The organism is Thiomonas sp. SCN 64-16 (assembly GCF_001725585.1).
Classification (GTDB): Bacteria; Pseudomonadota; Gammaproteobacteria; order Burkholderiales; family Burkholderiaceae_C; genus Thiomonas; species Thiomonas arsenitoxydans.
Genome location: NZ_MEGQ01000035.1, coordinates 26,430 through 49,863 on the forward strand (window position 1 = coordinate 26,430; position 23,434 = coordinate 49,863).

Annotated in this window: 27 protein-coding genes and 1 pseudogene; 13 read left to right on the plus strand and 15 right to left on the minus strand. The window is 64.5% G+C overall.

What is annotated here, in order from left to right:
* Positions 1 to 93: 93 nt before the first annotated feature.
* A complete protein-coding gene (gene alr, locus ABT24_RS10700) occupies positions 94 to 1,197 on the plus strand; it encodes an alanine racemase (protein ID WP_276730192.1) in 1,104 nt (367 codons plus the stop codon).
* A 97-nt stretch (positions 1,198 to 1,294) separates the two neighbouring features.
* Positions 1,295 to 2,883: pseudogene (radA, locus tag ABT24_RS10710) on the plus strand (DNA repair protein RadA).
* A gap of 45 nt (positions 2,884 to 2,928) precedes the next feature.
* Here the strand turns inward: radA and ABT24_RS10715 are convergent.
* From ABT24_RS10715 to ABT24_RS10725, 3 genes are all read right to left on the minus strand, one after another.
* Positions 2,929 to 3,303 carry a hypothetical protein gene (locus ABT24_RS10715; RefSeq protein ID WP_276730187.1) on the minus strand — a complete coding sequence of 125 codons (375 nt, stop codon included), beginning with the start codon at positions 3,301 to 3,303 and terminating at the stop codon, positions 2,929 to 2,931.
* Between the two features lie 106 nt (positions 3,304 to 3,409).
* On the minus strand, positions 3,410 to 4,036 hold the full coding sequence (locus ABT24_RS10720) for a hemerythrin domain-containing protein (protein WP_276730184.1): 627 nt from the start codon (positions 4,034 to 4,036) through the stop codon (positions 3,410 to 3,412).
* 10 nt (positions 4,037 to 4,046) lie between these two features.
* Complete coding sequence (locus ABT24_RS10725; protein ID WP_276730183.1) at positions 4,047 to 5,918, minus strand: ABC transporter ATP-binding protein/permease; 1,872 nt, start codon at positions 5,916 to 5,918, stop codon at positions 4,047 to 4,049.
* 182 nt (positions 5,919 to 6,100) lie between these two features.
* On the opposite strand from ABT24_RS10725, the gene ABT24_RS10730 reads away from it, so the two are divergent.
* The 4 genes from ABT24_RS10730 (at position 6,101) to ABT24_RS10745 (ending at position 8,382) form a co-directional block, all read left to right on the plus strand.
* Entirely contained in the window at positions 6,101 to 6,376 is a 276-nt protein-coding gene (locus tag ABT24_RS10730) for an acyl-CoA-binding protein (protein WP_276730181.1), read from the plus strand.
* A 197-nt stretch (positions 6,377 to 6,573) separates the two neighbouring features.
* Positions 6,574 to 7,413: a hypothetical protein gene (locus tag ABT24_RS10735; protein ID WP_286737805.1), complete on the plus strand. Its 840-nt coding sequence runs from the start codon at positions 6,574 to 6,576 to the stop codon at positions 7,411 to 7,413.
* On the plus strand, positions 7,410 to 7,919 hold the full coding sequence (locus ABT24_RS10740) for a hypothetical protein (protein ID WP_286737806.1): 510 nt from the start codon (positions 7,410 to 7,412) through the stop codon (positions 7,917 to 7,919). Before ABT24_RS10735 ends, ABT24_RS10740 begins: the two co-directional genes overlap by 4 nt.
* 187 nt (positions 7,920 to 8,106) lie before the next feature.
* Positions 8,107 to 8,382, plus strand: a complete 276-nt coding sequence (locus ABT24_RS10745) for a hypothetical protein (RefSeq protein ID WP_276730174.1) — start codon at positions 8,107 to 8,109, stop codon at positions 8,380 to 8,382.
* A 13-nt stretch (positions 8,383 to 8,395) separates the two neighbouring features.
* Here the strand turns inward: ABT24_RS10745 and ABT24_RS10750 are convergent, their stop codons facing one another.
* The 4 genes from ABT24_RS10750 to ABT24_RS10765 all read right to left on the minus strand — a co-directional run bounded on the left by ABT24_RS10750 (position 8,396) and on the right by ABT24_RS10765 (position 11,832).
* The gene (locus ABT24_RS10750) at positions 8,396 to 9,682 is read right to left on the minus strand and encodes a TRAP transporter large permease (protein ID WP_276730171.1); all 1,287 of its coding nucleotides are present in this window, start codon (positions 9,680 to 9,682) and stop codon (positions 8,396 to 8,398) included.
* Positions 9,679 to 10,302: a TRAP transporter small permease gene (locus tag ABT24_RS10755; RefSeq protein ID WP_276730169.1), complete on the minus strand. Its 624-nt coding sequence runs from the start codon at positions 10,300 to 10,302 to the stop codon at positions 9,679 to 9,681. The genes ABT24_RS10750 and ABT24_RS10755 overlap by 4 nt, the downstream gene beginning before the upstream one ends.
* Before the next feature lie 91 nt (positions 10,303 to 10,393).
* A complete protein-coding gene (locus ABT24_RS10760) occupies positions 10,394 to 11,410 on the minus strand; it encodes a TRAP transporter substrate-binding protein (protein ID WP_276730166.1) in 1,017 nt (338 codons plus the stop codon).
* A gap of 161 nt (positions 11,411 to 11,571) precedes the next feature.
* The gene (locus ABT24_RS10765) at positions 11,572 to 11,832 is read right to left on the minus strand and encodes a DUF3149 domain-containing protein (RefSeq protein WP_231836365.1); all 261 of its coding nucleotides are present in this window, start codon (positions 11,830 to 11,832) and stop codon (positions 11,572 to 11,574) included.
* A 51-nt stretch (positions 11,833 to 11,883) separates the two neighbouring features.
* On the opposite strand from ABT24_RS10765, the gene ABT24_RS10770 reads away from it, so the two are divergent.
* Positions 11,884 to 12,678, plus strand: coding sequence for a 5'-methylthioadenosine/adenosylhomocysteine nucleosidase (locus ABT24_RS10770; RefSeq protein WP_286737807.1), 795 nt, complete (start codon positions 11,884 to 11,886; stop codon positions 12,676 to 12,678).
* On the opposite strand, the gene ABT24_RS10775 is transcribed toward ABT24_RS10770, so the two are convergent.
* The 3 genes from ABT24_RS10775 to ABT24_RS10785 are packed head-to-tail and all read right to left on the minus strand — an operon-like array spanning position 12,644 to position 16,563.
* Positions 12,644 to 13,402 carry a glycerophosphodiester phosphodiesterase family protein gene (locus ABT24_RS10775; RefSeq protein WP_276730161.1) on the minus strand — a complete coding sequence of 253 codons (759 nt, stop codon included), beginning with the start codon at positions 13,400 to 13,402 and terminating at the stop codon, positions 12,644 to 12,646. The genes ABT24_RS10770 and ABT24_RS10775 overlap by 35 nt on opposite strands.
* 59 nt (positions 13,403 to 13,461) lie before the next feature.
* On the minus strand, positions 13,462 to 15,993 hold the full coding sequence (locus ABT24_RS10780; protein WP_276730156.1) for a DNA topoisomerase III: 2,532 nt from the start codon (positions 15,991 to 15,993) through the stop codon (positions 13,462 to 13,464).
* Between the two features lie 18 nt (positions 15,994 to 16,011).
* The gene (locus ABT24_RS10785) at positions 16,012 to 16,563 is read right to left on the minus strand and encodes a TlpA disulfide reductase family protein (RefSeq protein WP_276730154.1); all 552 of its coding nucleotides are present in this window, start codon (positions 16,561 to 16,563) and stop codon (positions 16,012 to 16,014) included.
* Between the two features lie 147 nt (positions 16,564 to 16,710).
* Between ABT24_RS10785 and ABT24_RS10790 the strand changes: the two genes are divergently transcribed.
* From ABT24_RS10790 to ABT24_RS10805, 4 genes are read left to right on the plus strand one after another with little or no spacing between them, the layout of a single operon-like run.
* On the plus strand, positions 16,711 to 17,208 hold the full coding sequence (locus tag ABT24_RS10790) for an SET domain-containing protein (protein ID WP_276730151.1): 498 nt from the start codon (positions 16,711 to 16,713) through the stop codon (positions 17,206 to 17,208).
* The gene (locus ABT24_RS10795; RefSeq protein WP_276730147.1) at positions 17,205 to 18,038 is read left to right on the plus strand and encodes a biotin--[acetyl-CoA-carboxylase] ligase; all 834 of its coding nucleotides are present in this window, start codon (positions 17,205 to 17,207) and stop codon (positions 18,036 to 18,038) included. Before ABT24_RS10790 ends, ABT24_RS10795 begins: the two co-directional genes overlap by 4 nt.
* A gap of 55 nt (positions 18,039 to 18,093) precedes the next feature.
* On the plus strand, positions 18,094 to 18,864 hold the full coding sequence (locus ABT24_RS10800) for a sporulation protein (RefSeq protein WP_276730144.1): 771 nt from the start codon (positions 18,094 to 18,096) through the stop codon (positions 18,862 to 18,864).
* Positions 18,865 to 18,906: 42 nt separating this feature from the next.
* A complete protein-coding gene (locus tag ABT24_RS10805) occupies positions 18,907 to 19,527 on the plus strand; it encodes a Uma2 family endonuclease (RefSeq protein ID WP_276730141.1) in 621 nt (206 codons plus the stop codon).
* Here the strand turns inward: ABT24_RS10805 and ABT24_RS10810 are convergent.
* The 4 genes from ABT24_RS10810 to ABT24_RS10825 all read right to left on the minus strand — a co-directional run bounded on the left by ABT24_RS10810 (position 19,458) and on the right by ABT24_RS10825 (position 21,960).
* On the minus strand, positions 19,458 to 20,063 hold the full coding sequence (locus ABT24_RS10810; RefSeq protein WP_276730137.1) for a Uma2 family endonuclease: 606 nt from the start codon (positions 20,061 to 20,063) through the stop codon (positions 19,458 to 19,460). The two genes, ABT24_RS10805 and ABT24_RS10810, sit on opposite strands and share 70 nt — an antisense overlap.
* Positions 20,064 to 20,148: 85 nt before the next feature.
* On the minus strand, positions 20,149 to 21,360 hold the full coding sequence (locus ABT24_RS10815) for a M20 aminoacylase family protein (protein ID WP_276730134.1): 1,212 nt from the start codon (positions 21,358 to 21,360) through the stop codon (positions 20,149 to 20,151).
* Complete coding sequence (locus tag ABT24_RS10820; protein WP_276730132.1) at positions 21,302 to 21,715, minus strand: type II toxin-antitoxin system VapC family toxin; 414 nt, start codon at positions 21,713 to 21,715, stop codon at positions 21,302 to 21,304. Before ABT24_RS10820 ends, ABT24_RS10815 begins: the two co-directional genes overlap by 59 nt.
* Positions 21,712 to 21,960: a type II toxin-antitoxin system Phd/YefM family antitoxin gene (locus ABT24_RS10825; RefSeq protein WP_276730129.1), complete on the minus strand. Its 249-nt coding sequence runs from the start codon at positions 21,958 to 21,960 to the stop codon at positions 21,712 to 21,714. Before ABT24_RS10825 ends, ABT24_RS10820 begins: the two co-directional genes overlap by 4 nt.
* A 292-nt stretch (positions 21,961 to 22,252) precedes the next feature.
* Between ABT24_RS10825 and ABT24_RS10830 the strand changes: the two genes are divergently transcribed.
* On the plus strand, positions 22,253 to 22,603 hold the full coding sequence (locus ABT24_RS10830) for a pilin (RefSeq protein ID WP_286737812.1): 351 nt from the start codon (positions 22,253 to 22,255) through the stop codon (positions 22,601 to 22,603).
* 205 nt (positions 22,604 to 22,808) lie between these two features.
* Here ABT24_RS10830 and ABT24_RS10835 read toward each other — a convergent pair whose 3' ends face one another.
* A complete protein-coding gene (locus tag ABT24_RS10835; protein WP_276730123.1) occupies positions 22,809 to 23,006 on the minus strand; it encodes a hypothetical protein in 198 nt (65 codons plus the stop codon).
* Positions 23,007 to 23,296: 290 nt separating this feature from the next.
* Here ABT24_RS10835 and ABT24_RS10840 point away from each other — a divergent pair.
* Positions 23,297 to 23,434, plus strand: a 138-nt coding sequence (locus ABT24_RS10840; RefSeq protein WP_286737814.1) for a pilin, incomplete at its 3' end; no start/stop codon positions are given.

Sequence of the window (23,434 nt, forward strand, 5' to 3'; positions counted from 1 at the left end):
CGGGAACAGACCCGCAGGCTGCCGAGGTTTATAGCACAGGGCATTTCAGGGCATTTGCGACAATGCTGGCCTCAACCCTCTGCCCGAGCTGCCATGCCCCGCCCGATTTCCGCCGTGATCCACACGGCCGCGCTCTCCCACAACCTCCTGCGAGTCCGCCAGGCCACGCCCGCGAGCAAGGTCTGGGCCGTGGTCAAAGCCAATGCCTACGGTCACGGCATCGCCCGTGCGTATGGTGCACTGCGCACGGCCGACGGTTTCGCCCTGCTCGATCTGACCGAGGCCGAGAAGCTGCGTGCGCTGGGCTGGGTCGGCCCCATTCTGCTGCTCGAAGGCTGTTTCGCCCCGGAAGACCTCGCGCTTTGCGAACGCCTCAACCTCTGGCATGTGGTGCATTGCCGTGAACAGATCGACTGGCTGGCGGTGCACCGCGGCAACCGCACGCACCGCGTGTTCCTCAAAATGAACACCGGCATGAACCGCGTGGGCTTTTCGCCCGAGGCCTACGCCGCCGCCTGGGAGCGGCTGAACGCGCTGCCGCAGGTGGGCGAAATCACTCACATGACCCACTTCGCCTGCGCCGACGAAGCGGGCGGAATCGACGAAGCGCTGGCACGATTCGCCCGCGGCGTGGGGCATCTGCCGGGCGAACGCACCCTGGCCAATTCCGCCGCGGTGCTGGTGCACGGCGCCGACCCGCGCGTTGCGACCGACTGGGTGCGGCCCGGCATTGCGCTTTACGGCAGCTCGCCCACCGGGCTGGCGCTAGACGCGGCGCACTGGAAGCTGCGCCCCGCCATGAGTCTGCGCAGCGAGCTCATCGACATTCAGCACATCGCTGCGGGCGAGTGTGTGGGCTACGGCGCTCGCTTCACCGCGCCGCGCCCCATGCGCATCGGCGTGGTGGCCTGCGGCTATGCCGATGGCTACCCGCGCGTCGCCCCCAACGGCACGCCCATCGTGGTGGACGGCGTGCGCACGCAGTTGGTCGGCCGGGTGTCGATGGACATGATCACCGTCGATCTCGAACCCGTGTTTGCCGCAGGCAACCAGCCCATGATCGGCAGCCCCGTGCTGCTGTGGGGGCAGGACGCGCAGGCCGAGCTCTCGATCGACGAGGTTGCGGCAGCGGCGGGCACCCTCGGCTACGAGCTGATGTGCGCCCTGGCTGCCCGCGTGCCGGTGCGGGTGGAGTAGGGAATAGCCCACCCCGAAAACCTTCGCTACGCTCGGTTCTCCCCTCAAGGGGCCAGAAACTCTTGGGACGGCCCGGCGAGTTTCTGTGACTACACCTATGGCCAAACCCCAAACTGTTTATATCTGCTCCGAGTGCGGCGGCAAATCCGCCAAGTGGCAGGGCCAGTGCCCGCACTGCCAGGCCTGGAATACCTTGGTGGAAACGGCAGAGCGCAGCGTCGATGCTGCCCGCCCCGGCGCACGGCATGGCGCCGCGGCAGCGCAGTTCGCCGGGCGCGGCGGCCTCACCGCGGCGAGCGGCCCAGTGCTGCTCACGCAGGTACAGGCCGAGCGCCACGCGCACCGCAGCAGCGGCATCGACGAACTCGACCGCGTGCTCGGCGGCGGACTGGTGCCCGGCGGCGTCCTGCTGCTCGGCGGCGATCCGGGCATCGGCAAGTCCACCCTGCTGCTGCAAGTGCTCGCCAATCTGTCCGCCGAACTGCCGGTGCTCTATATCAGCGGCGAGGAGTCTGCCGCGCAGGTGGCGCTGCGCGCCCAGCGCCTGGGGCTGAAAGACGCGCCGGTGCGGCTGATGGCCGAGACGCAGCTGGAAGTCATGCTCGACGAGTTAGCACGCGGCCCCGGTGCCGGGCCGTCTCAAGGCGGGCGTTTCCCCCTCCCAACCTCCCCCATCGAGCGGGGGAGGAGCAATCACTCCCTCCCCACGGGTGGGGAAATCACTCCCTCCCCACGGGTGGGGAGGGTCGGGGTGGGGATGCCCCCCTCGGGGGGCAGCGAGCGAATGCGAGCATGGGGGCCTATTCCATCGCAGTGATCGACTCCATCCAGACCGTCTACACCGAGGCGCTGTCGTCGGCGCCGGGGTCGGTGTCGCAGGTGCGCGAATGTGCGGCGCAGCTCACCCGCGCGGCCAAGGCCAGCGGCATCACCCTGGTGCTCGTCGGCCATGTCACTAAGGAAGGCGCGCTCGCCGGCCCACGCGTGCTGGAGCACATGGTCGACACCGTGCTGTATTTCGAGGGCGACACGCAGTCGCGCTTCCGGCTGATTCGCGCCATCAAGAACCGCTTCGGCGCGGTGAATGAACTGGGCGTGTTCGCCATGACCGAGCATGGCCTCAAAGGCGTGTCCAACCCCTCGGCCATCTTCCTCTCCACCCACGCCGAGCCGGTGCCCGGCACCTGCGTGCTGGCCACGCTGGAGGGCACCCGCCCGCTGTTGGTGGAAGTGCAGGCGCTGGTGGACAACGCCGCCGCGCCCAGTCCGCGCCGCCTGTCCGTGGGCCTGGACGCGGCGCGGCTGGCCATGTTGCTGGCCGTGCTGCACCGCCATGCCGGCGTGGCCAGCGGCGATCAGGACGTGTTCGTCAACGCCGTGGGCGGGGTGCGCATCACCGAGCCCGCGGCCGATCTGGCCGTGCTGCTGGCCATTCAAAGTTCGCTGCGCAACCGCCCGCTACCGCGCGGCCTGCTGGCCTTCGGCGAAGTCGGCCTGGCGGGTGAAATCCGCCCCGCCCCGCGCGGCCAGGAGCGTCTGCGCGAAGCCGCCAAACTCGGCTTCTCCGCTGCCATCATTCCGGCTGCCAATGCCCCCAAGGGTGCGGGAAAACAGTTCGAAGGGCTGGAGTTGCACCCGGTCTCGCGCATCGAAGAAGCGCTGGACGTGGTGCGCGGGCTGGGGTGACGCATCAACGCCGCGCCGCATCACGGGTGCGCATCCCTTGGAGGATCAGCGCCGTTCCCAGCGGCCGCCCTGACCGTGCCAACCGCCGCCTTGCTGCACCCAGCGATGCGGCACCCAACGGTAGCCAGGGCGTGGCGCGTGCCAGTAGCCCCGGTTCCACACGTAGCGACCGTCTGCCCAGCCCCAATAGCCGGTGATCCACACGGCTCCGGGGTAAGGCGCCACACCAACCGCCTCGTACTGCGGGGCGGGAGGCGGCACATTGACCACGTCATACGCAGGCGCGCCGTAGCCATATTGCGGCGGCACGGGCGCCACCACGCAACCGCCCAGCCCCAGCGCGGCAACAGCAGGCAAGATCAGAGCCGCAAGGCGACGCTTCGGGGTGTTGAGTGCAGCGGGAATGAGCGGTTGAGACATGGCGATGACCTCGTGTGTCGTGGGAGCAGGTTCTGAAGTAACGCGCAGCGCTGCGAAACCGCGACAGGCGATCACGCCTTTCTCACACCAATGGCGTGAACAGGCCCTAATCGGAAGGCCAGCGCGCTCCACGGCGAGCAGCCATGTCCTGGCCCATCGCCGTGATTTGGGCGGCATTCATGCGCGCTTGCGCGGCCGGAAAAATCCGCGAGTTTTCGATGGCAATATGCGCGGCGTGCAGGGCGCTGAAGCGTTGCGCCGCATCGGTGATGGGCGCCGATGCGGGCAGGGCCTGCGCGGCTTTCACTTGCAGCAGCCAGTCGCGCAACTCGGCCCAAAGCACAGCAAGCGTGCGGTGATCGCTTTCAAGCGTTTCCAGCACCGCGTCGTCGCCGTCCCACTCTTCCGCCGAAACGCGCAGCAGCGGAAACACATGCAGCTCCTCGTCTTCATGGTGCAGCGGCGCGGCTACATCGAAGTAGCGCAGCACTTTGTCGGCCGCCTGCTGCGCCTGTGCGTCCGTACCTTCTTGTGCGCCCCCAGGGTCGGCACGCCGCCCCGCCCCCCGTGGGGAACAAGGAAACTTGGGGCGGCCCTGCGTTTCCTTGAGCGCCACATGATCGATCAGCCGCAGCAGCAGAGCGTCCATGCGGGTGATGCGGGCATGGCAGCCGCGCAGCAGCTCGAAGGGTTGGTCAAACCCGGCGGCGGACAGATCGTCAGAAAGCAGCATCACCGCCGCATCACGATGCGAAGGCTGGCGCACCCGGTGCGCCCTCGTCGCCCAGCGCTGCCTTTTGCGCCCGCTCGGCATCGCGTTTTTCCATGCGCGCCGGGCCTTCGCCCGAGGGGTCGGCCACGACCGCGTAAATCTGCGCATGAAATCCGATCACGCCCACACGGTGCGCCACACTGACCAGCGTGGCGTCGGGCAGACGCTGCTGCAAAAGCGCGTACATGGCGCGTTCGGTTGGTGCATCGAGCGCGCTGGTGGCCTCGTCCATGAACAGCCAGTCCGGGGCGATGAGCAGGGCGCGGGCCACGGCCAGGCGCTGCTGCTCGCCTGGCGAGAGGCGTTGCATCCAGGTATCGGTCTGCTCCAGCGCGGCTTCCAGATAAGGCACGCGGGCGAGTTGCAGCGCCTCGCTGATTTGCGCGGCACTGAAGTCTTCCGGGCTTTGCGGATAGGTGAGCGCCTGTTTGAGCGTGCCCAGCGGCAGATACGGCTTTTGTGGCAGGAACAGGGTGCGGCCCGATGGCGCATGCGCGTGCGCGGTGTTGAGCGCGTAGGGCCAGATACCGGCGAGCCAGCGCACCAGCGTGCTCTTGCCGCTACCCGACGGCCCGGTGAACAGGGTGTGCTGGCCGCGGCTGATGTGCTCACCCGCGCATTGCAGCAGCGGCCGTCCGTCGGGAGAGAGCAGCAGCAGATCGCCCAGCGCCACCGACTCGCGCGCGCTGCGCAGCGGCACCACACCGGCCGAAGCGATCGCAGCGCTTGATGACCGTTCCGAGGGCAGACCTGCGGAAGCGGGCGCCGTGGGCGTAGGCGGATGGCTCTGCGCGTTTTGCATGGCCTCGACAAAGGTCTGCAGACGCTCGACGGTGGCGCGCCAGTCGGCAATGCTGGTGTACGCGCCGATGAACCAGGACAGCGCCCCCTGCACCTGACCGAAGGCCTGCGCCGTCTGCGTCAGGCCACCGAGTTGAATCTGCCCGGCAAAGTAACGCGGCGCGGCCACCAGGATGGGGAAGATGATGGCGAGCTGGCCGTAAAACGCGCTGTACCAGGTGAACAGCTTCTGCCGCTTCATGATGCCCCACCAGTTGCTCCACACATTGGCGAACCGGTCGCGGTGTCCGGCCAATTCGCGCTGCTCGCCGTTGTAGAGCGCAATGCCTTCGTCGTGCTCGCGGGTACGCGCCAGGCCGAAGCGGAAATCCGCCTCGTAGCGCTGCTGGTAGAAGTTGAGCCGGATCAGCGGCTTGCCCACCCAATGCGCCAGCACGCTGCCCACCCCTGCGTACAGAATGGCGACCCACACCATGTAACCGGGAATGGTGATGCCGAACAGTGTGACCGCGCCCGACAACATCCACAGCATGAACAGAAAAGAAAACAGCGTGACCAGCGAGGAGACGAAGCCGAAAAACAGATTCAGGCTGCCGTTGATGAAACCGCCGATGTCGTCGGCGATGCGCTGGTCCGGGTTGTCGGTGTTGCCCTGCCGCAGCGACATGCGGTAATGCGTGCCGCCGGCCAGCCAGTCTTTGAGAAACACCTCGGTCATCCAGCGCCGCCAGTTGATCTGCAGCATCTGCAAAAAGTACTGTGAATACACCGCCAGGGCGATGTAGAGAAAGGCGTAGCCAGTGAAATACAGCAGCAGTTGCTTGAACGCGCCGAAATTCTTCGCCTGCAGCGCATTAAAAAAATCGCCGTTCCACTGCGTGAGCTTCACATTCACCCAAACCAGCGCCAGATTCATCGCCAGCACCAGCAAAAGCAGACCCCAGCCCTTTTTTTTCTCTTCCGAAACCAAGTACGGTTTGGCGAGCGAATAGAAATGTCTGAGGGCGAAGCGATACGACTGTGGAGAGGCTTGAGGTGGCATGAGGCAAACGGCTCCCGAAAACGCGAAAACTGCGGCATTGTGCCTGTGAGGGCGCGGCCGTTGTCACAGTACGGACATGCCCTCAGCTGTCGCAGCCTAACGACGCCGCCTGAGGATCGGCTTAAGACCGCAGCCCACCCGGGCCGTATGATACGGACTCTCGAACGACCGTGCTTTTTCTCATGACCGACACCCCCATTACCGCCGAGCTTCAGACCGCCTTCGACGCCGCAGTCGCCCATTCCAAAACCCTCACCACCCGCCCCGACAACCAAACCCTGCTGCAACTCTACGGCCTGTACAAACAAGGCAGCGCGGGCGACGTTTCGGGCGAGCGCCCCGGTTTGACCGATTTCGTCGCCCGTGCCAAATGGGATGCCTGGGCCGCACGCAAAGGTATGCCCCGCGCCGAGGCCATGCAGGCTTATATCGATCAGATCAACGCCCTGTTCTTCTGAGCGCCCCAGGGCCGGGCTGCACTGACCCCTCTGAGGCGCTCAGGCGTTGCATCTGATTACATTCAAGTATTTAGATGTCGTTGACTTGAATCAAGCTCGCGGAACACAGGGCGCCCAGAATGCAGACATGACAAAACCCCTTCGGCGTTGTGCGCCAATTTGTCGCAGTCGCCGCAAGGAAAAACATGGAGGTCGTCATGTCTCTCATCCCTTGTTCACAAAACGTTTTTTTCCGCCAGTTCTTCACCCGGCAGCGTGAGTCTGCGCGCCGATTGAAATACAGCCTCGCAGCGTTGACCGGCTTGATCGGCTGCTTGGCGTGGGCGCCCAATGCGCAAGCCGTGCCCGCCTTTGCCCGCCAGACCGGGCAGGACTGTATCGCCTGTCACGTCGGCGGCTTCGGCCCGCAGCTCACGCCTTTCGGCCGGGCGTTCAAGCTCGACGGCTACACCCTGAGCGACGGAAAAAAACACATTCCGCTGTCGGCCATGCTGGTGGCTTCTTACACCCACCAGGCGCAGAGCTATGGCAACAACAACTACATGGGCCCGCCGCCCGCAGGATTCAGCGCCAACGACAACTTCACCGCGCTGCAGCAGGCCTCCATTTTTCTGGCGGGTCGCATTACCGACCACGTGGGCATGCTGGGGCAGGCCACCTATTCCGACCCAGGTTCGCAAAACCTGGCCTGGGACAACACCGAGCTGCGCTACGCCCACTCCTACACACTCGGCTCCGCCAGCGGCCTGTTCGGCATGAGTCTGAACAACAACCCCACTCTGTCGGACGTGTGGAACACCACGCCCGCTTGGCAATACAGCTATATGGCGCCGCCATTCGGCAACAGCGGTCCGCCGGTATCCCCCGTCATTTACAACCTGGGGCAAAGTGTCGTGGGCGCCACGGCGTACACGATAATTGACAACAGCTGGTATGCGGAGGCTGGGGCCTATCACAACCTTTCGACTTACTGGGCCAATGCACTGCATGCGGGCAACGCCTCCCTGCAAGGCGAAGCGCCCTACTGGCGGCTGTGAGCGGTCTACCCGGACTGCCCACAGACGACTATCACGACATCGGTCTGGATGCGACCTATCAATTCCTCAATGGCGGCCCGAACATCATCACCGCAAACGCCATTTATATGCACGAACGCCAGAACCTGAACCAAGCGCTGTTGCAAGGCAACGCGAGTAACGGCAGCAACACGCTGAACTCGGCCAATCTGAACGTGGCCTACTGGCGTGACAATACTTACGGGGCAACGCTCGGGCTGTTTCAAACCACTGGCTCCTCCGACGCCGCGGTTTATGGCAACGGTTACAGCTCGCGCACCAACAGCCCGAATACCAACGGCGCCATTTTTGAAATCGACTGGAATCCGTTTGGCAAGAGCTGGGTCAACCCCGAGAAAAATCTGCGGATCGGTTTGCAGTACACGCTGTACAACAAATATCTCGGGGCCAAAACCAATTTTGATGGCGCCGGCACCAACGCACGGGATATGAATACCCTCTATCTCTATCTGTGGACGGCGATCTGATCGGCGAGGTGACCAGGCGCAAAGCCGATGCGCTCCGCGAGCAGCGGGGCGCATCTCAGTTTGATCGCAGCCGGGCCGCTCGACGGCCCCACCTCGTTATCGCTTGTCACGATTTCATCATCTGATCCAGCGCAGAACGTCCTATGCTTTTCGCATTGATCATTCGGCTTACGCAAGGAGGTTTTCCATGACAAACGCCAACACATTCATCTATTTCGCCCAAGCCTTCCACCACGGCGAGGCCGAGCAGCACAGTTATGTCGTGGCCGTCGGTGAGCGCGAAGTCGTCGAGGCGCTGGCCAAGGCGGAGCACGCGCGGCTGCGAGGGGCTTACGGCGTGGCCATTTACCGCACTCTGCCAAATGGCGCCACGCAAGACAACTTCCGCCTGGTCGGCTACCTTTCGTCCGACATGGGCGAGAAATGGACCTGCAGTCAGCCCGACGAAGCGCAGGCGGCCTGAGCCGCGCTGAGGTTCACTGCACCATGCCCAGCCAGCGCGGAAACGCCAGGCTGATTGCCGGGATGTAGGTCACCAGGCCCAGAAACACCAGCATGGTCAGCAGCCAAGGCCACACCGCGATGGTGAGTTCGGTGATGCCCATCTTGGCGATGCCGCTGGCGACATAGAGGTTGAGGCCCACCGGCGGGTGGCACATGCCCACTTCCATATTCACCACCATGATGATGCCGAAGTGGATCGGGTCGATGCCCAGGTGCATGGCCACGGGAAACAGAATGGGCGCGAGGATGAGCACGATGCTCGACGGCTCCATCACATTGCCGGCCACCAGCAGCAGCACATTCACCAGCAGCAGAAAGGCAATCGGCCCCAGGCCCGCGCCCAGCAGCCACTGCGCCATGTTTTGCGGAATGTGCTCCGAGGTCATCAGGAACGAGAACAGCACTGCGTTGGTGATGATGTAGAGCAGCATGGCGCTCATATTGGCCGAAGCCAGCAGCACCCGCGGCACATCGCTGAGCTTGAGATCCTTGTACACAAAAACGGCGATGATGAAGGCGTACACCGCGCTCATCGCCGCCGCCTCGGTGGGGGTGAAAATGCCGCTGTAAATGCCGCCCAGCACGATGAGGATGAGCATCAGCCCCCAGAAACTCTCGCGCAGCGCCTTGCCGCGCTGCGCCCACGTCGCCCGAGGCTGACGCGGGTACTTGCCTCGCCAGGCGCGCCACCAGGTGGTCACGCCCAGCATAGTGGCCAGCATGATGCCGGGCACCACCCCGGCCATGAACAGCGCGCCCACCGACGAATTGGTGGAAACTGAATACAGCACCATCACGATCGACGGCGGAATGAGAATGCCCAGCGCGCCCGAGGTGGTGATGACCCCGGCTCCGAAGCGCGGCGGAAACCCGGCCTTGACCATGGCCGGCATCAATATGGAGCCGATGGCCACCACGGTGGCCGGGCTGGACCCCGACACCGCGGCGAACAGCGCGCAAGCCAGCACCCCGGCCAGCCCCAGCCCGCCGGCCCAATGTCCGATGAGGCTGCTGGCGAAGGTGATCATGCGGCGCGCCACGCCGCCGTGGGTCAGAAAGTTGCCGGCCAGAATGAAGAACGGAATCGCCATGATCTCGAAGTTCTCGATCCCGGTGAACAGCTTGAGCGCCACGGCCTGGATCGGCACATCGGTCATGGTGAACAAGAAGGTGAGCACCGTCAGCCCGAGGGCGATGGAAATGGGCATGCCCGTGAGCATCAGGGCGAGCAGCAGGGCGAAAATGATCAGCGCGCTCATTTCGCACCTCCCATCTGCGGCACCGGATGAATGTTGTCCGCCCCGGGCGCAATCTCCATCGGCTCATCCAGCCCTTCCACCGCGCCTGGATCGTGGTGCGGCAATTGCCCGTCGCGGTTGAAGCGCCAGGCGACCTGCAAAAAGCGGTAGCACATCAACGACGATCCGAGCGGAATCGCCAGGTACACCCACCACATCGGCACTTCGAGATCGGGCGAAGTCTGGTCGGTATGGCCGACATGCCAGACAAAGTTCGCCCCCATGACCGCAACCGTGCCGGTGAACAGCGCTCCGGCCAGCAGACCGAACAGAATGACGGGTTTTTGTTTTTCCGGCGCAAGGCGGTTGACCAACACGTCCACGCCCACATGGATGCCGGTGCGCACGCCATACGCCGCGCCGAACTTGGCCATCCACACGAACATATAGATGCAGAGTTCCTGCGCCCAGCTCAAGTTGAGCGACAACAGCCAGTCCTGCAAGCCCGGAATGGCAAAGCCCGCCATATAGCGATGCACGACGGCAACAAAAATGAGCAAGGTCGCCGCCGCCATCAGAATGGCGATCAGCGTTTCTTCCAACCGGTCGAGCACGCGGTTGAACAGGGCAAGAGCAGACATGGGAAGGTCCGATCAGGAAGGGGTTGACGGGCCAGAACGACAAAAGCCCATGCCGACTGGGCACGGGCTTTGCACATCGATTCTGAACGACTCAGAGCTTGGCGGGATCGAAACCGGTCGCCTTGAACACAGAGTCCATCAGCGCCTTGGGCACGCGCGACTCGGCCTGCTTGTAAACCGGCACCATCGCCTTTTTCCAAGCCAGACGCTCGGCCGGAGTGAGGGCGATGACCTCGCACTTGCCCGACTTACGCACCGCTTCGGTGGCATCGTCGTTGTCCTTCTTCGCCACCTTGTTGGCGAAATCGGTAGCTTCGACCATGGCCTGATCGAGGGTCTTGCGGATGTCGGCCGGCAAGCCATCCCAGAACTTCTGGTTGACGATGACCGCATAGCCCAGATAGCCGTGCTGGGTCTGCGTCATGGCCTTCTGCACTTCATAGAACTTCTGGGTGTAGAAGTTGGAGGGCGGATTCTCGGTGCCGTCCACCACCCCGGTCTGCAGCGCCTGATACACCTCGGAGAACGCCAGCACTTGCGGAATGGCGCCGATGGCGCGCATTTCCATCTCAAGAATCTTGCTCGACTGGATGCGCATCTTCAGGCCCTTGGCGTCTGCGGGATTGCGCAGCGGCTTGTTGGCGCTCATGTCCTTGAAGCCGTTGTCCCAGTAAGCCAGACCGAGGATGCCTTTGGATTCGAGCTTTTTCAGCAAGCTCTGCCCGATCGGGCCCTGGGTGATCTTGTGCAACTCGGTGTAGTTATCAAAGATATAGGGCAGGTCGAACAGTTCGAATTCCTTGACGCCCAACGGCCCGAACTTGGCCAGCGAAGGTGCAAGCATCTGCACTGAACCGAGCTGCAGCGCCTCCATCTCTTCCTTGTCTTTGTAGAGCTGGCTGTTGGGATAGACCTCCACCTTCACCCGGCCCTTGGTGCGCTCTTCCGCCAATTTTTTGAAGTATTCGGCGGCCTGCCCTTTGGGGGTGTTGGGCGCGACCACATGGCTGAACTTGATGACGATGGGCTGTTGCGCCCGCACCAGGGGGCTCAGACCCAAACCGGCTGCGGCCAACCCCAGACCAATGACTGCTTGACGACGCTGCATGGCGATCTCCGTTGATTTGTTGTGTTGTGAAATGACTTGTCTTTTTTTGTAACCGGCGAAAGCATACGTCAACCCGCGGCTGAAGCGCGCAGGGTTAGCCCGGGGGATCAGGCAGCCGAAGGGGTCGCCGAATAGGCAGCGTCAGCCAAAAACAGACGCTCTCAGCCGCGGCCGTTGTTGACTGGCGGCTTGTTTGCGCCTTTGCGCAGTTCACGCGCATGCTCGTCGGCGCTCTGCTGAATTTTGCGGCTGAAAAACCAGATAAAAAATACGCCGATGCCCAGCATGAAAATGCTGCCAATCAAGCTGAACAGACCATAATCGGTGCCGAGCAATCCTTGCCAAGCAGATCCCATGATGTCTTTCTCCCTGTTGTTGACGATGCGTGAGAATAAATCCGTACACAGTTTACGGTTTGACACAGAACAAACAGCGTTCGACCTGACCCGGCTAAGCCGCATCGGGCGCAAGCGATGAACGCGGCGCGTTTCGGCATCGTCAGCGCCATTGCGCAGGAGCAACAGGGTTTGCTGGAATGTTTGCAGCAGCCGCGCTGCGTGCGTCACGGCAGCCGCGACTACCCCCTGGGCACGCTGTGGGGCAGCGACGTCGTGCTGGTGCTGTGCGGCATCGGCAAAGTGGCGGCGGCCGCCACGACCACCAGCCTGATTGTCGAATTCGGCTGCGACGCGCTGCTGTTCACCGGCGTGGCTGGCGGCCTGGGAGACGGCGTGGCAGTGGGCGATCTGGTGATTGCCGACACGCTGTTGCAGCACGACCTCGATGCCCGGCCGCTCTATCCACAATACGAAGTGCCCGACACGGGGTTGACGCACTTTGCCGCGAACCGCGCGCTCACCGACCGCCTGCACGCCGCGGCGCAGCGGCTTTTGTCACCGCAGGCCAAGCCCTTGATTGATGCCGAAACCCGCCAGACTTTCGGGCTGCACACCCCACGCGTGCATCGCGGGCTGATTGTCAGCGGTGACCGCTTTATCTCTACCCGCGCCGACAGCGACGCGCTGCGCCAGGCGCTGCCCGACGCGCTCGCGGTAGAGATGGAGGGCGCCGCAGTGGCTCAGGTCTGCCGCGATTACGACATGCCCTTCGCGCTGGTGCGCACCATTTCCGACCGCGCCGACGACACCGCGCACATCGACTTCGGCCGCTTCATCCACGCCGTGGCCAGCCAGTACAGCCGGGCGCTGCTGTCCGAGCTTTGGCACGCCGGACTTACAAACGAGAAGGCAGATCCAGGCGGTCGGTAAACAGACCGTCCAGCCCATCAGCCAGCAGCGCTCTCGCCTGATTGGCGTCATTCACCGTATAGGCGCGCAGCTTCAGTCCGCGCGCATGCACTGCCGCCACGACTGCAGGCGTCACCTGTTGCCAATCGGTATGCAGCCCCTCGGCGCCCAGCGCCACGGCCTGCTCCAGCACCTGATCGTCGTAGGTTTCGACCAAATAGGCCAGCGGCACATCGGCCTGCCGGGCGTCGAGCACCGCGCGTGCCGCCTGCAGCGCGGCGAGCGAAAACGACGACAGCAAGGGCCTCGGAGCTGAGGGCTGATCGGCCAGCCACTGCACCACGCGGCGCGCCACGGCCTCGCCGGTTTGCGCATCCTGCCCCGGGTTGGGCTTGATTTCCAGGTTCAGCCAGACCGCATGGCGCGCGGCGAAGTCGAGCACCTGATCGAGCGAGGCCGGAGGCTCGCCCTTGAAGGTCGCGCTGTGCCAGCTTCCGGCATCCACCAGTTGCAGGTTTTCCCAGCGCCAGGGCGCCGCCGGGCCGCGCGCATCGGTGGTGCGGTCGAGCGTGTCGTCGTGCAGCAGCCACAGCACGCCGTCGGCACTGAGTTTCACATCGCATTCAAACGCGCGAAAACCGGCCTTGAAGCCGACTTCAAAAGCGGCCAGCGTGTTCTCGGGCGCGGCATCGCCCCCGCCGCGGTGCGCGAACCAGCGCAGATCAAAGGGAATTCGAGTCGTCATGATGGTGAGCGGCGTTGATCATCCCGTGCATCTTGCGCTTGCAGCATGACGCCCTGTTGTCACGCCGTTGCCTTTTTGGCGGCCGCTTTTTTCGCTGGCGCCTTGGCCGGGCGCGGCTCGAACTCGAAGCCGATTTTGCCACCCGTTTGTTTCACCAGAAACGCCTTGAACTTGCGCTTGGTGCGTGCCGAGACGAAGCCGTCGAGCAGATCGGTGCGGCCAGTTTCGAGCAACTTGCGCATCTGCTCGGGCTCGATGGGCTGCTGCAAAATGATCTTGCCGCTGCGGAAGTCGCAGCTCGGCGCCGGGCCCACGCTCTTTTCGCAGACATAGCTACTGCCCGCTTCATACACCGCGCTGCCGCATTTGGGGCAGGCGCCCAGCGGCTGTTGCGAACTGAAGTCGGGCGCTTCGCCCCCATCGCTGCCGGGCGCGCTGTCGCCGAAGTCGAATTCGAGCTTCCACTGCCCTTTGCCGTCTTCCTGCGCCAGCTTGAGTTCGGCGGCGAACGGGCGGCCCATCTTGCTGCGAAAACCGGTGAGCGGGCCGAGGTGCTTGTCGCGCAGCAGTTGCTCCACTTCGGCCAGCTCGAAGCTGCGTCCGCCCGGATGTTTGCCGATGGAAAAATCGCACTGCGTGCAGGCGTAGCGGTGGTAGTTCTCCTTGACCACGCCGCCGCAGTTCGGGCAGGGGGTTTGCAGCGTGGCGTAGTCGCCGGGCACGGTGTCGCGGTCGAACTCCTTGGCGCGGCGCACGATGGTTTCGGTCATGCCGGCAATGTCGCGCATGAAGGCTTCGCGCGAGAGCTGGCCGCGCTCCATTTGCGCCAGCTTGTGCTCCCAGCCGCCGGTGAGCTCGGGCTTGGTGAGTTCTTCCACCTGCAAGCCGCGCAGCAGGGTCATGAGCTGGAAGGCCTTGGCGGTGGGTATCAGCTCACGGCCCTCGCGCACCATATACGCCTCGGCCAGCAAGCCTTCGATGGTGGCCGCGCGGGTGGCCGGCGTGCCCAGCCCTTTGCCCGACATGGCCTCGGCGAGTTCTTCGTCCTCAACCATCTTGCCCGCGTTTTCCATCGCGCCCAGCAAGGTCGCTTCGGAGTAGCGCGCGGGCGGGCGGGTCTTGAGGGCTTTGAGTTCCACGGTCTCGGCCTGCACCGCGTCGCCCTCTTTCACGGCGGGCAGGTTGTCATCTGCGCCCTGCTCTTCCTTGCCGTAGATTTCCAGCCAGCCGGGTTTGACCAGAATCTTGCCCTCGGTCTTGAACTGATGCGCGCCCACGGTGCTGATGCGCGTGGTCACCAGAGATTCCGCCGCCGGGAAGAACACGGCGAGAAAACGCCGCGCCACCAGGTCGTAAATCTTGGCCTCGGCCTCGGTCAGCGCTCCGGGCGTCTGCGTGGTGGGGATGATGGCGAAGTGATCCGACACCTTGGTGTTGTCGAACACGCGCTTGCTCGGGCGGATGTAGTCGGCCTCCAGCGCGCGGCGTGCGTGCGGCGCGATGGCCCCGCCCGCCTCGGCCAGCGCCTGCGCGGTCTGCCGCGCCACGGCGAGATAGTCTTCGGGCAGATGGCGCGAGTCGGTTCGCGGATAGGTCAGCGCCTTGTGCTTTTCGTACAGCGCCTGCGCCAAGCCGAGCGTGGTCTTGGCGGAAAAGCCAAAGCGCCCGTTGGCCTCGCGCTGCAAAGAGGTGAGGTCGAACAGCGCGGGCGAGAGCTGGGTGGACGGCTTGGATTCGTCGCGCACCGTGGCGGGCTGTCCGTTGCAGGCGGCGACGATGGCCTCGGCGCGCGGCTTGTCCCACAGCCGGTCGGCGCGGGCGTCTGCATCTTCCCCTCGCTTGAACGCCGGATCGAACCACTTGCCCGCATACGCCCCGGCGGGCGCGCCAAACTGCGCGTGCACCTCGAAGTATTCGCGGGCAATGTGCTTGCGGATCTGCTCTTCGCGCGTCACCACGATGGACAGCGTGGGCGTCTGCACCCGGCCCACCGGGGTGAGGAAAAAGCCGCCGTCCTTCGAGTTGAACGCGGTCATCGCCCGCGTGCCGTTGATGCCCACCAGCCAGTCGGCCTCGCTGCGGCTGCGCGCGGCATCGGCCAGGGGCCGCATGTCGGCATCGCCGCGCAGACGCTCGAACCCTTCGCGAATGGCCTGCGGCGTCATCGACTGCAGCCACAGCCGCTTCACCGGCTTGTCCAGCGCCTTCTTGCCCTCGGCGTATTGCAGGATGAGGCGGAAAATCAGCTCGCCCTCGCGCCCCGCGTCGCAGGCGTTCACCAGCGCGGTCACATCCTTGCGCTTGAGTTGCTTGACCACCGCCGCCAGTCGGCTCTTGGTCTTCTCGATCGGGTTCAGATCGAAGTGCGGCGGAATGACCGGCAGATGGGCGAAGCTCCATTTGCCGCGCTTGACCTCGAAGTCGTCCGGCGCCTTGATTTCCACCAGATGGCCGACCGCCGACGTCACGACATACTGCTCGTTCTCGAAATACTCATCATGTTTGTCGAACTTGCCCGACTGCGGCGTCAGCGCGCGCACGATGTCTTGCGCCACGCTGGGCTTTTCGGCGATGACCAGGGTTTTACTCATAGGACGGAATGGATGCGATCAAAGAAATTTGGCGATGCCCGCGATGTCTTCGGCGAACAGCTCGCCCGAATCGGCCATCTTCACCCGGCCGTCGCGGCCAATGACAATGGTGACTGGCAGACCCGCGGGTTTGGGAAGCACCTTGGCCAGCGCGGGCGACAGCCACGCCACCGGAAAGGTGTAGTTCTTGCTCTTGAGAAACGGCGCAATATCGGCCGCCTTCTTGTCGATGGACAGGGCCAGCACTTCCAGCCCTCGGTGATGCTCCTTCTTGTATAGCGCCTCGACATGCGGCATCTGCCGCGCGCAGAACGGGCACCAGGTAGCCCAGTATTCCAGCACGATCACCTTGCCCGCCCAGTCTTTGGTGTGCAGCGTCTTGCCGCCCAGCAACTCCACCGTGGGCGGCAGCGTAAACACGCTGCCCTCCTTCGGCAAGGGCACGGCCTTCTTGTCTTTTTTCTCCAGCGCGCTGGCCTGCTCGGCCACGTTTTGCGCCCAGGCGGGCACGGCCACAGCGCCGAGCGCGGCGCCAAACCATTTCAACTGAGTACGACGAGATTGATCCATGATGACGGCTCCCTAGAATGCCTCGATTTCGACCATAACGAGAACGATCACGGACGGTTTGTCTCCTCCACCTCTCGCGTTCTCTTTTTTTACTTTACCGAGTTTCTTCGCCGCCGCGCATTCCCACCCGTCTCGCCCTGACCACCGATGCCCAAAAGCCGCCCCGCCCCCGCCGTTGCTCCCTCCGGCGGCCCCTACACCCAGGTGCAGGATTCTCCCATCCACGGCCGCGGGGTGTTCGCCCGCCGCCCCATCCACGCCGGGCAGCGCCTGCTGGAATACAAGGGCGAGCGCATCGACTGGCCCGAAGCCCTGCGCCGCCACCCGCGCGACCCGGCCCAGCCCAATCACACCTTCTACTTCTCGCTGGGCGACGACACCGTGATCGACGGCGGCGTGCAAGGCAACAGCGCCCGCTGGATCAACCACTCCTGCGCGCCCAACTGCGAAGCGCAGCAAGTCGGCAGCCGCGTGTTCATCGACGCCCTGCGCGACATCGCCCCCGGCGAAGAGCTGTTCTTCGACTACGCCCTCGAACTCGACGCCCGCTACACCGCCAAACTCAAGCGCGACTACGCCTGCCGCTGCGGCGCCCCCAACTGCCGCGGCACCCTGCTCGCCCCCAAGAGGCGCAAAGGCAAATGAGCAAAGGCGCACCTTCGCCTCAAGATCCCCTTGGCGCCCTGCGCGCGCAACTCGCCGTCAGCCACCCCGCCTGCACCGTGCGCTGGACCCCACGCACCGGCTCGACCAATGCCGATCTGCTGGCCGAGGCGCGAGCCGGGCGGCTCGACGGGCCGACGCTGCTCGCCACCGGCCAGCAAACCGCGGGCCGTGGGCGCCAGGGCCGCCCCTGGGCCGACGATGCGCAAAGCAGCGTGCTGTGCTCGCTGGCCTGGCCCGATCCGCGCAAGCGTGAACCGGGCCCGCTGAGTCTGGCCGTGGGCGTCTGGCTGGCGCAGGCGCTGCACGCGCTCGGCGCTGCGCAAGTGCGCCTGAAGTGGCCCAACGATCTGCTCCTGCCCGCGGCGGACGCCCCCAACGGCTGGCGCAAGCTCGGCGGCATTCTGGTGGAAATGGCCGACACGCCGCAGGCGCGCTGGGCCGTCATCGGCTTCGGCCTCAACCTGCGCGCCCCGGCCGATCAGCCGCAGGCGACCGGACTGAACGTCGCCGGGCTCGATCTCTCGCGGGAGCAGGTGCTCGCCGCCCTCGCCCCCGCGCTGCTCGACGGCCTGCAGCAAGGCCCGCGTGGCGTGAGCGAGGCGCTCGCCCATTGGAACGCGCTGCACGCCTGGGGCGGCCAGACGGTTGCGGTGCTCGATCATGGGCAAACGCTGTTTTCCGGCGCCGCGCTGGGCATAGCCGCCGATGGCGCGCTGCGCGTGAGCACGCCCGAGGGCGAACGCCGCGTGCTCAGCGCCGACGTATCGCTGCGCCTGCACGCCGCAGGTATGGCGGACGCGGCAAAATGACGGGGCCGAACGCCCTCCATAACGCCCTCCCGAACGCCCTCAATCCCACTGACCCATGCGCACCCTGCTCCTTGCCCTGCTGCTCGTCAACCTCGTGTTTTTCGCCTGGTCGCAGGGCTGGATGGCGGGGGTCGGGCTCGGGCCAGTGACTCAGCGCGAGCCGCAACGCCTGGCGCTGCAAATCCACCCCGAGCAGGTGCAGATCACCCCGTTGGCCAGCGCCTCCGCCACGCCCGCCATCCCGCCGCAGCCCACGCCTTCCGCACCTGCCATTCCGGCCGGCCTGCCGTCCGCCCCGATCGACGCGTCCGCCCCGGCCAGCGCCGAGCCCGCCCGTACCGCCAATGCCGTCTGCCGACAGATCGGCCCCTACGGCGCGCTCGAAGCCGAGGCGCTCGCGCAGGCGCAGTCCGCACTGGCGCAGGCCGGGCTCAAGCCCACAGTCCTCAACACGCCTGTGCCCGCGCAGTGGATGGTGCTGCTCGGCCCCTATCCCAGCCAAAGCGCTATGCGCGCCGCGCTCGACGAAATCACCCAGCAAGGCAAGGTCAAGGTGTTCGCCCCGGTGACCGACCGCCCACGCTACGAGCCCGGCATTTCGCTGGGCGTGTTTGCCAACGAAGCCGCGGCGCAGCAGCAGTTGCAGATCGTGCGCAAGCAAGGCGTACAGGGCGCCAAGGTAGTGCAGCGCAATGCCGGACTGAGCCGCACCGTACTGCGCCTGCCCGCGCTCACGCCCGAGCAACTCGGCGCGCTGGAAAAAGTGTCAGGGCAACTGGGCGGGCAGATCGTCAAGACCTGCGCGACCGCTGCGCCTGCGCCGTAAACTTGTCACGCTCACACTGGTCACGCTCACCAAGGAGACGCCATGTCCGCCGTGCTGTCCCGAGCTCATTTCACCTTTGAAGACTATCTCGCCTGGGAAGAAACCCAGACCGAGCGCCACGAATACATCGGCGGCGAAGTCTTCGCCATGGCCGGTGGCAGCACCGTGCACAACACCCTCTGTCTGAATGCCGCCATTGCCCTGCGCAGCCAAACCCGCGGCACGCCCTGCCGGGTGTATATGGCCGACGTCAAGCTGCAAGTCGAAGCCGCAGACGCCAGCTTCTATCCCGATGTGTTCGTCACCTGCTCGGCAGCAGACGCCGGGCGGCGTACCGTGCAACAAGACGCACGGCTCATCGTCGAGGTGCTTTCGCCCTCGACCGAAGGCCACGACCGCGGCGATAAATTCGCCGCCTACCGCCTATTGCCCAGTTTGCAGACCGTGCTTTTCGTCGCGCAGGGCCAGCCTCACGTCGAAGCCTTCAGCCGCAACGCCGACGGCTCATGGACGCTGCATGAAGCCAGCGGGCTCGGCGCCCAACTCACCTGCATCGCCGCCGAGCGTTCGTTCATTTTCTCGCTGGCTGATCTCTATGCCGGGGTCGATTTTTCCGCAGCGACTGCCGAGACGGCTGCCGCCAGTTCTGGCACATCGGCGTAAACCTCCGCCAGCGCCAGATCGGCATTCAGGCAGTCCAACCGCAGCGCGCCAGCGGTGCAGCGGGTGAAATCCCACTCTTCGCCCGGCTCGCCTTGGGCGCGGTGGTAGCGGTCGACTGTCGCGCTCGCACTGTCCACGATCAAGTATTCCCGCAGACCCGGCGCCTGCTGGTAGGCGAACAGTTTTTCCCGCCGGTCGATACGCTCGGTGCTGGGCGACGTCACCTCCACCACCAGGCAGGGTCGCCTGCGGTAATACGGCGACTCGCGGTCTTGCGCGTCACAACTCAGCACCAAGTCCGGGTAATAAAAGTAGGTGCCGCGAAGCGCCTGCACCCGCACCTTCATGTCGGCGATGAACAACTGGCAACCCGACTTGCGCGCCAGCGGTCCCAGCGCGATGGCCAGGGCCGTGCAAATCAACCCATGCCGGTCGCTCGCCCCGGCCATCGCCACCACCATGCCGTCGAGGTATTCGCGCTTCACCTCCGACAAAGGCTCGGTGTCCAGATACTCCTGCATGCTCATGCGTTCCATCACAACACTCCCCTCCCCGACCCTCCCCACAAGTGGAGAGGGAGCAAACACTCCTCCTCCGCTTGCGGGGGAGGTTGGGAGGGGGTCACCCCCGCGCCAACCACGCCTGCGCCAACCTTACCCAGAAGCTGCCGCCCAGCGGAATGAGGTCGTCGTTGAAGTCGTAGTTCGGGTTGTGCAGGGTGCACGGCCCTTCGCCATGGCCGGGCACGCGGTGGTCGCCGTCGCCGTTGCCGATGATGAGGTAGGCGCCGGGCTTGTGCTGCAGCATGAAAGAAAAATCTTCCGCGCCCATCGACGGCACGAACTCGTGTACTGCGTCTGCGCCCACCATCTCCACCATCACCCGCCGGGCGAACTCGGCCTCGGCCGCGTGGTTGACGGTGGGCGGATAGTTGCGCTTGAACGCAAACTCGCAGCCCACGCCGAAGGCTTCCGCGGTGTGGGTGGCGATGTCGCGCATGCGGGTTTCGATCAGATCGAGCGTCTCAGTGGTGAAGGTGCGCGCCGTGCCCTGAATTTCGGCATATTCGGGAATGACATTGGTCGCCTCGCCGGTATGAATCATGGTGACCGAGATTACCGCCGGGTCGAGCGGGGCGCGGTTGCGGGTGACGATGGTCTGGAACGCCTGCACCATCTGGCAGGCCGCGGGCACCGGGTCGATACCCAGATGCGGCATGGCCGCGTGCGCCCCCTTGCCGGTGAGTTTGATGTGAAACTCGTTGCTCGACGCCATCACCGGCCCGGCTTTCACCGCGAAGTGCCCCGCCGGAAGGCCCGGCCAGTTGTGCATGCCAAACACCGCCTGCACCGCAAAGCGCTCGAACAGGCCGTCCGCGATCATCTCGCGCGCCCCGCCGCCGCCCTCTTCGGCCGGCTGGAAGAAACACACCACCGTGCCGTCGAAGTCGCGCGACTTCGCCAGATGCTGCGCCGCTGCCAGCAGCATGGCGGTGTGGCCATCGTGGCCGCAGGCGTGCATCTTGCCGGGGTGTTGGCTGGCGTGGGCGAAGGTGTTGAATTCCGTCACCGGCAGGGCGTCGAAGTCGGCGCGCAGGCCGATCATCCGGCCACTTCCGTCGCTACCCCGCCCGCCGTCGCGGCCATGAATCACCCCCACCACCCCGGTCTTGCCCAGACCGCGGTGTACTTCCACCCCCCAGGCGGCCAGCCGCGCCGCCACCACGTCGGAAGTGCGCTGCTCCTCGAAGCACAGCTCGGGGTGCGCGTGCAGATCACGCCGCAGCGCGGTGAGCGCAGCGGCCTCGGTCACGATGGAGTCGATGAGTTGCATAGCGGTGTCCTATCGTCAGTCTGAAAGCATCCCCACCCCAACCCTCCCCACGAGTGGAGAGGGAGAAAACACCCCTCCCCCACTTGCTGGGGGAGGTTGGGAGGGGGATCCCCTGCACGGCCTTGCCCATGAACCCTTCATCCTTCACCATTTCAGATCCATCAAACATCCCCTGTCCAGAAACCAGCATATCCCCTCGGTCCAGACCGTGTTTGATCGCAATTTCCCACACCGACACCGCGCTGACCCACACCGTGGTGCGCTCGGACAGAATCATCTCACGCACCCTGGCGCTCAGGCGATCATCATCGGTAATGGCCCAGAGCGCGATATGGGTGTCGAGCAGCACGTTCATGGTGCCGCGCCACCGAGAAACAGCGCCGCGACTTCGGCGGCGTGGGTGTCGATGCTTTGCGGCACGACAAAACGCCCTTTCGCCACCCCCAGGCGCTTGCCCGCGCCCGTCTTCTCCACCGGCAGCAGCCGGGCCACGGGCTGGCCATTTCGGGCAATCACGATTTCGCGCTCACGCCCCTGATCCAGAGATTGAATCAGCCGCGACAAATGGGTCTTCGCATCGAGCATATTGACCGTGCTCATGTCGTCTTCCCGGAAATAAAGCCGCTTGGCGCGGCAGAGAAATACAAGCCTAGTCTGGTCTACTCAGGCTTGCAACGACCTTCCAGAAATTGTCATTCACCCGCCGCAGGCTGACAAAACCGGCTCATCGGCGCCGTAAACCGTCACTACGCCTGCCCGCCTGAGCGAAAAACTGTGAAGCTTTTCACACAATGCGCCCCTTGTTGCGACCGGCGTCGATGGCCTTCAAATTGCAGAGCCAGAATCACGATTGTTTACAAATCCACCGGCCCTGCCCCATCGAGCACAGACTATGCGCGCGCCTGCCCTTCCTTCTTTGCGCCACCTTGAGCGCGGCTTCACCCTCATCGAGCTGATGATCGTGGTCGCCATCATCGGCATTCTGGCGGCCATCGCCATACCCGCTTATCAAAACTACACCATTCGCGCGCAGGTGGCCGAGGGGCTGAGTCTGGCGGGCGGGGCGAAAAATGCGATTTGGGACTACTACTCGCAGCATGGCGTCTTCCCCAATTCCAATCTTTCTACCAAAGTGCTTTATCTCTCCGCAACCAGTTCGGCAGGTGCCCTGCGATGGACCTGCACCACTCATGCAGACGCCAACGGCGTCCCCCGCGCCTATCTGCCGACTTCGTGCAGTTAAACCCAGACTGCCGATGAGGTGAGGCTTCGCCTCGGCGCGGATGCTGGCAGGCGCGAGTTTGAGAATTCAGAGCGTCTTGGTCTCCGCGCAAAAACCTTCCCCTCCCCAACCCTCCCCACAAGTGGAGAGGGCGTGTTTGCTCCTCCTCCACGCAGTGGGGGAGGCTGGGAGGGGGTTGCGCCCACCGCGATACCCACTCCTCGACCTATTGCAAGGCCTGCACCAGGGCATCTACGTTTTCAATCAGCAGGTCGGCGCATTCCAGCAGTTTTTTGAACAGCCCGATCCCCTCCGGCCAGCCCACCTTGTCCCCGCCGCGCAACACCCACTTGGTTTCCAGCCGCGTCAGCAAGCTGACCTGCGCCAAATCGCCCCTCGCGGCGGCTTGGGCACTTGCGCGCATCGCCAATTTTCGCCTCACCTGACAAAAATTGGCAGGCCCAGCAAAGATTGTCGGCGGCTGAGAGGGCCGATTCGCCGGATTTCGTGAAGCAGTTCACGAAAAACGAGGTGAGCAAGACACAAAATGGCTGGCACGGCATGTGCTCTAAGTCTCCTGCCCATCGGGGGGTGATGTCAGTCCACCGCAGTCTGGGGCCGCAGCATCTCCAGACTTAGTTCCGCCCCGGGCTGCGGTGAGTTTTTTGCCCAACCGTGATTGATTTTTTGACTTTCCACTCTCAGGAGTTTCAGATGAAAAAGCAACTGCAACAAGGCTTCACGCTGATCGAATTGATGATCGTCGTGGCGATTATTGGTATTTTGGCGGCGATCGCGATTCCGGCGTATCAGGATTACACGATTCGGGCGCAGGTGAGCGAAGGTTTGTCG

What these genes read in the sequence shown, in the direction of transcription:
- alr (WP_276730192.1), top strand. Translation starts at nt 94, where the DNA reads ATGCCCCGCCCGATTTCCGCCGTGATCCACACGGCCGCGCTCTCCCAC.
- ABT24_RS10715 (WP_276730187.1), bottom strand. Translation starts at nt 3,303, where the DNA reads ATGTCTCAACCGCTCATTCCCGCTGCACTCAACACCCCGAAGCGTCGC.
- ABT24_RS10720 (WP_276730184.1), bottom strand. Translation starts at nt 4,036, where the DNA reads ATGCTGCTTTCTGACGATCTGTCCGCCGCCGGGTTTGACCAACCCTTC.
- ABT24_RS10725 (WP_276730183.1), bottom strand. Translation starts at nt 5,918, where the DNA reads ATGCCACCTCAAGCCTCTCCACAGTCGTATCGCTTCGCCCTCAGACAT.
- ABT24_RS10730 (WP_276730181.1), top strand. Translation starts at nt 6,101, where the DNA reads ATGACCGACACCCCCATTACCGCCGAGCTTCAGACCGCCTTCGACGCC.
- ABT24_RS10735 (WP_286737805.1), top strand. Translation starts at nt 6,574, where the DNA reads ATGTCTCTCATCCCTTGTTCACAAAACGTTTTTTTCCGCCAGTTCTTC.
- ABT24_RS10745 (WP_276730174.1), top strand. Translation starts at nt 8,107, where the DNA reads ATGACAAACGCCAACACATTCATCTATTTCGCCCAAGCCTTCCACCAC.
- ABT24_RS10750 (WP_276730171.1), bottom strand. Translation starts at nt 9,682, where the DNA reads ATGAGCGCGCTGATCATTTTCGCCCTGCTGCTCGCCCTGATGCTCACG.
- ABT24_RS10755 (WP_276730169.1), bottom strand. Translation starts at nt 10,302, where the DNA reads ATGTCTGCTCTTGCCCTGTTCAACCGCGTGCTCGACCGGTTGGAAGAA.
- ABT24_RS10760 (WP_276730166.1), bottom strand. Translation starts at nt 11,410, where the DNA reads ATGCAGCGTCGTCAAGCAGTCATTGGTCTGGGGTTGGCCGCAGCCGGT.
- ABT24_RS10770 (WP_286737807.1), top strand. Translation starts at nt 11,884, where the DNA reads ATGAACGCGGCGCGTTTCGGCATCGTCAGCGCCATTGCGCAGGAGCAA.
- ABT24_RS10775 (WP_276730161.1), bottom strand. Translation starts at nt 13,402, where the DNA reads ATGACGACTCGAATTCCCTTTGATCTGCGCTGGTTCGCGCACCGCGGC.
- ABT24_RS10780 (WP_276730156.1), bottom strand. Translation starts at nt 15,993, where the DNA reads ATGAGTAAAACCCTGGTCATCGCCGAAAAGCCCAGCGTGGCGCAAGAC.
- ABT24_RS10785 (WP_276730154.1), bottom strand. Translation starts at nt 16,563, where the DNA reads ATGGATCAATCTCGTCGTACTCAGTTGAAATGGTTTGGCGCCGCGCTC.
- ABT24_RS10790 (WP_276730151.1), top strand. Translation starts at nt 16,711, where the DNA reads ATGCCCAAAAGCCGCCCCGCCCCCGCCGTTGCTCCCTCCGGCGGCCCC.
- ABT24_RS10795 (WP_276730147.1), top strand. Translation starts at nt 17,205, where the DNA reads ATGAGCAAAGGCGCACCTTCGCCTCAAGATCCCCTTGGCGCCCTGCGC.
- ABT24_RS10800 (WP_276730144.1), top strand. Translation starts at nt 18,094, where the DNA reads ATGCGCACCCTGCTCCTTGCCCTGCTGCTCGTCAACCTCGTGTTTTTC.
- ABT24_RS10805 (WP_276730141.1), top strand. Translation starts at nt 18,907, where the DNA reads ATGTCCGCCGTGCTGTCCCGAGCTCATTTCACCTTTGAAGACTATCTC.
- ABT24_RS10810 (WP_276730137.1), bottom strand. Translation starts at nt 20,063, where the DNA reads ATGGAACGCATGAGCATGCAGGAGTATCTGGACACCGAGCCTTTGTCG.
- ABT24_RS10815 (WP_276730134.1), bottom strand. Translation starts at nt 21,360, where the DNA reads ATGCAACTCATCGACTCCATCGTGACCGAGGCCGCTGCGCTCACCGCG.
- ABT24_RS10820 (WP_276730132.1), bottom strand. Translation starts at nt 21,715, where the DNA reads ATGAACGTGCTGCTCGACACCCATATCGCGCTCTGGGCCATTACCGAT.
- ABT24_RS10825 (WP_276730129.1), bottom strand. Translation starts at nt 21,960, where the DNA reads ATGAGCACGGTCAATATGCTCGATGCGAAGACCCATTTGTCGCGGCTG.
- ABT24_RS10830 (WP_286737812.1), top strand. Translation starts at nt 22,253, where the DNA reads ATGCGCGCGCCTGCCCTTCCTTCTTTGCGCCACCTTGAGCGCGGCTTC.
- ABT24_RS10835 (WP_276730123.1), bottom strand. Translation starts at nt 23,006, where the DNA reads ATGCGCGCAAGTGCCCAAGCCGCCGCGAGGGGCGATTTGGCGCAGGTC.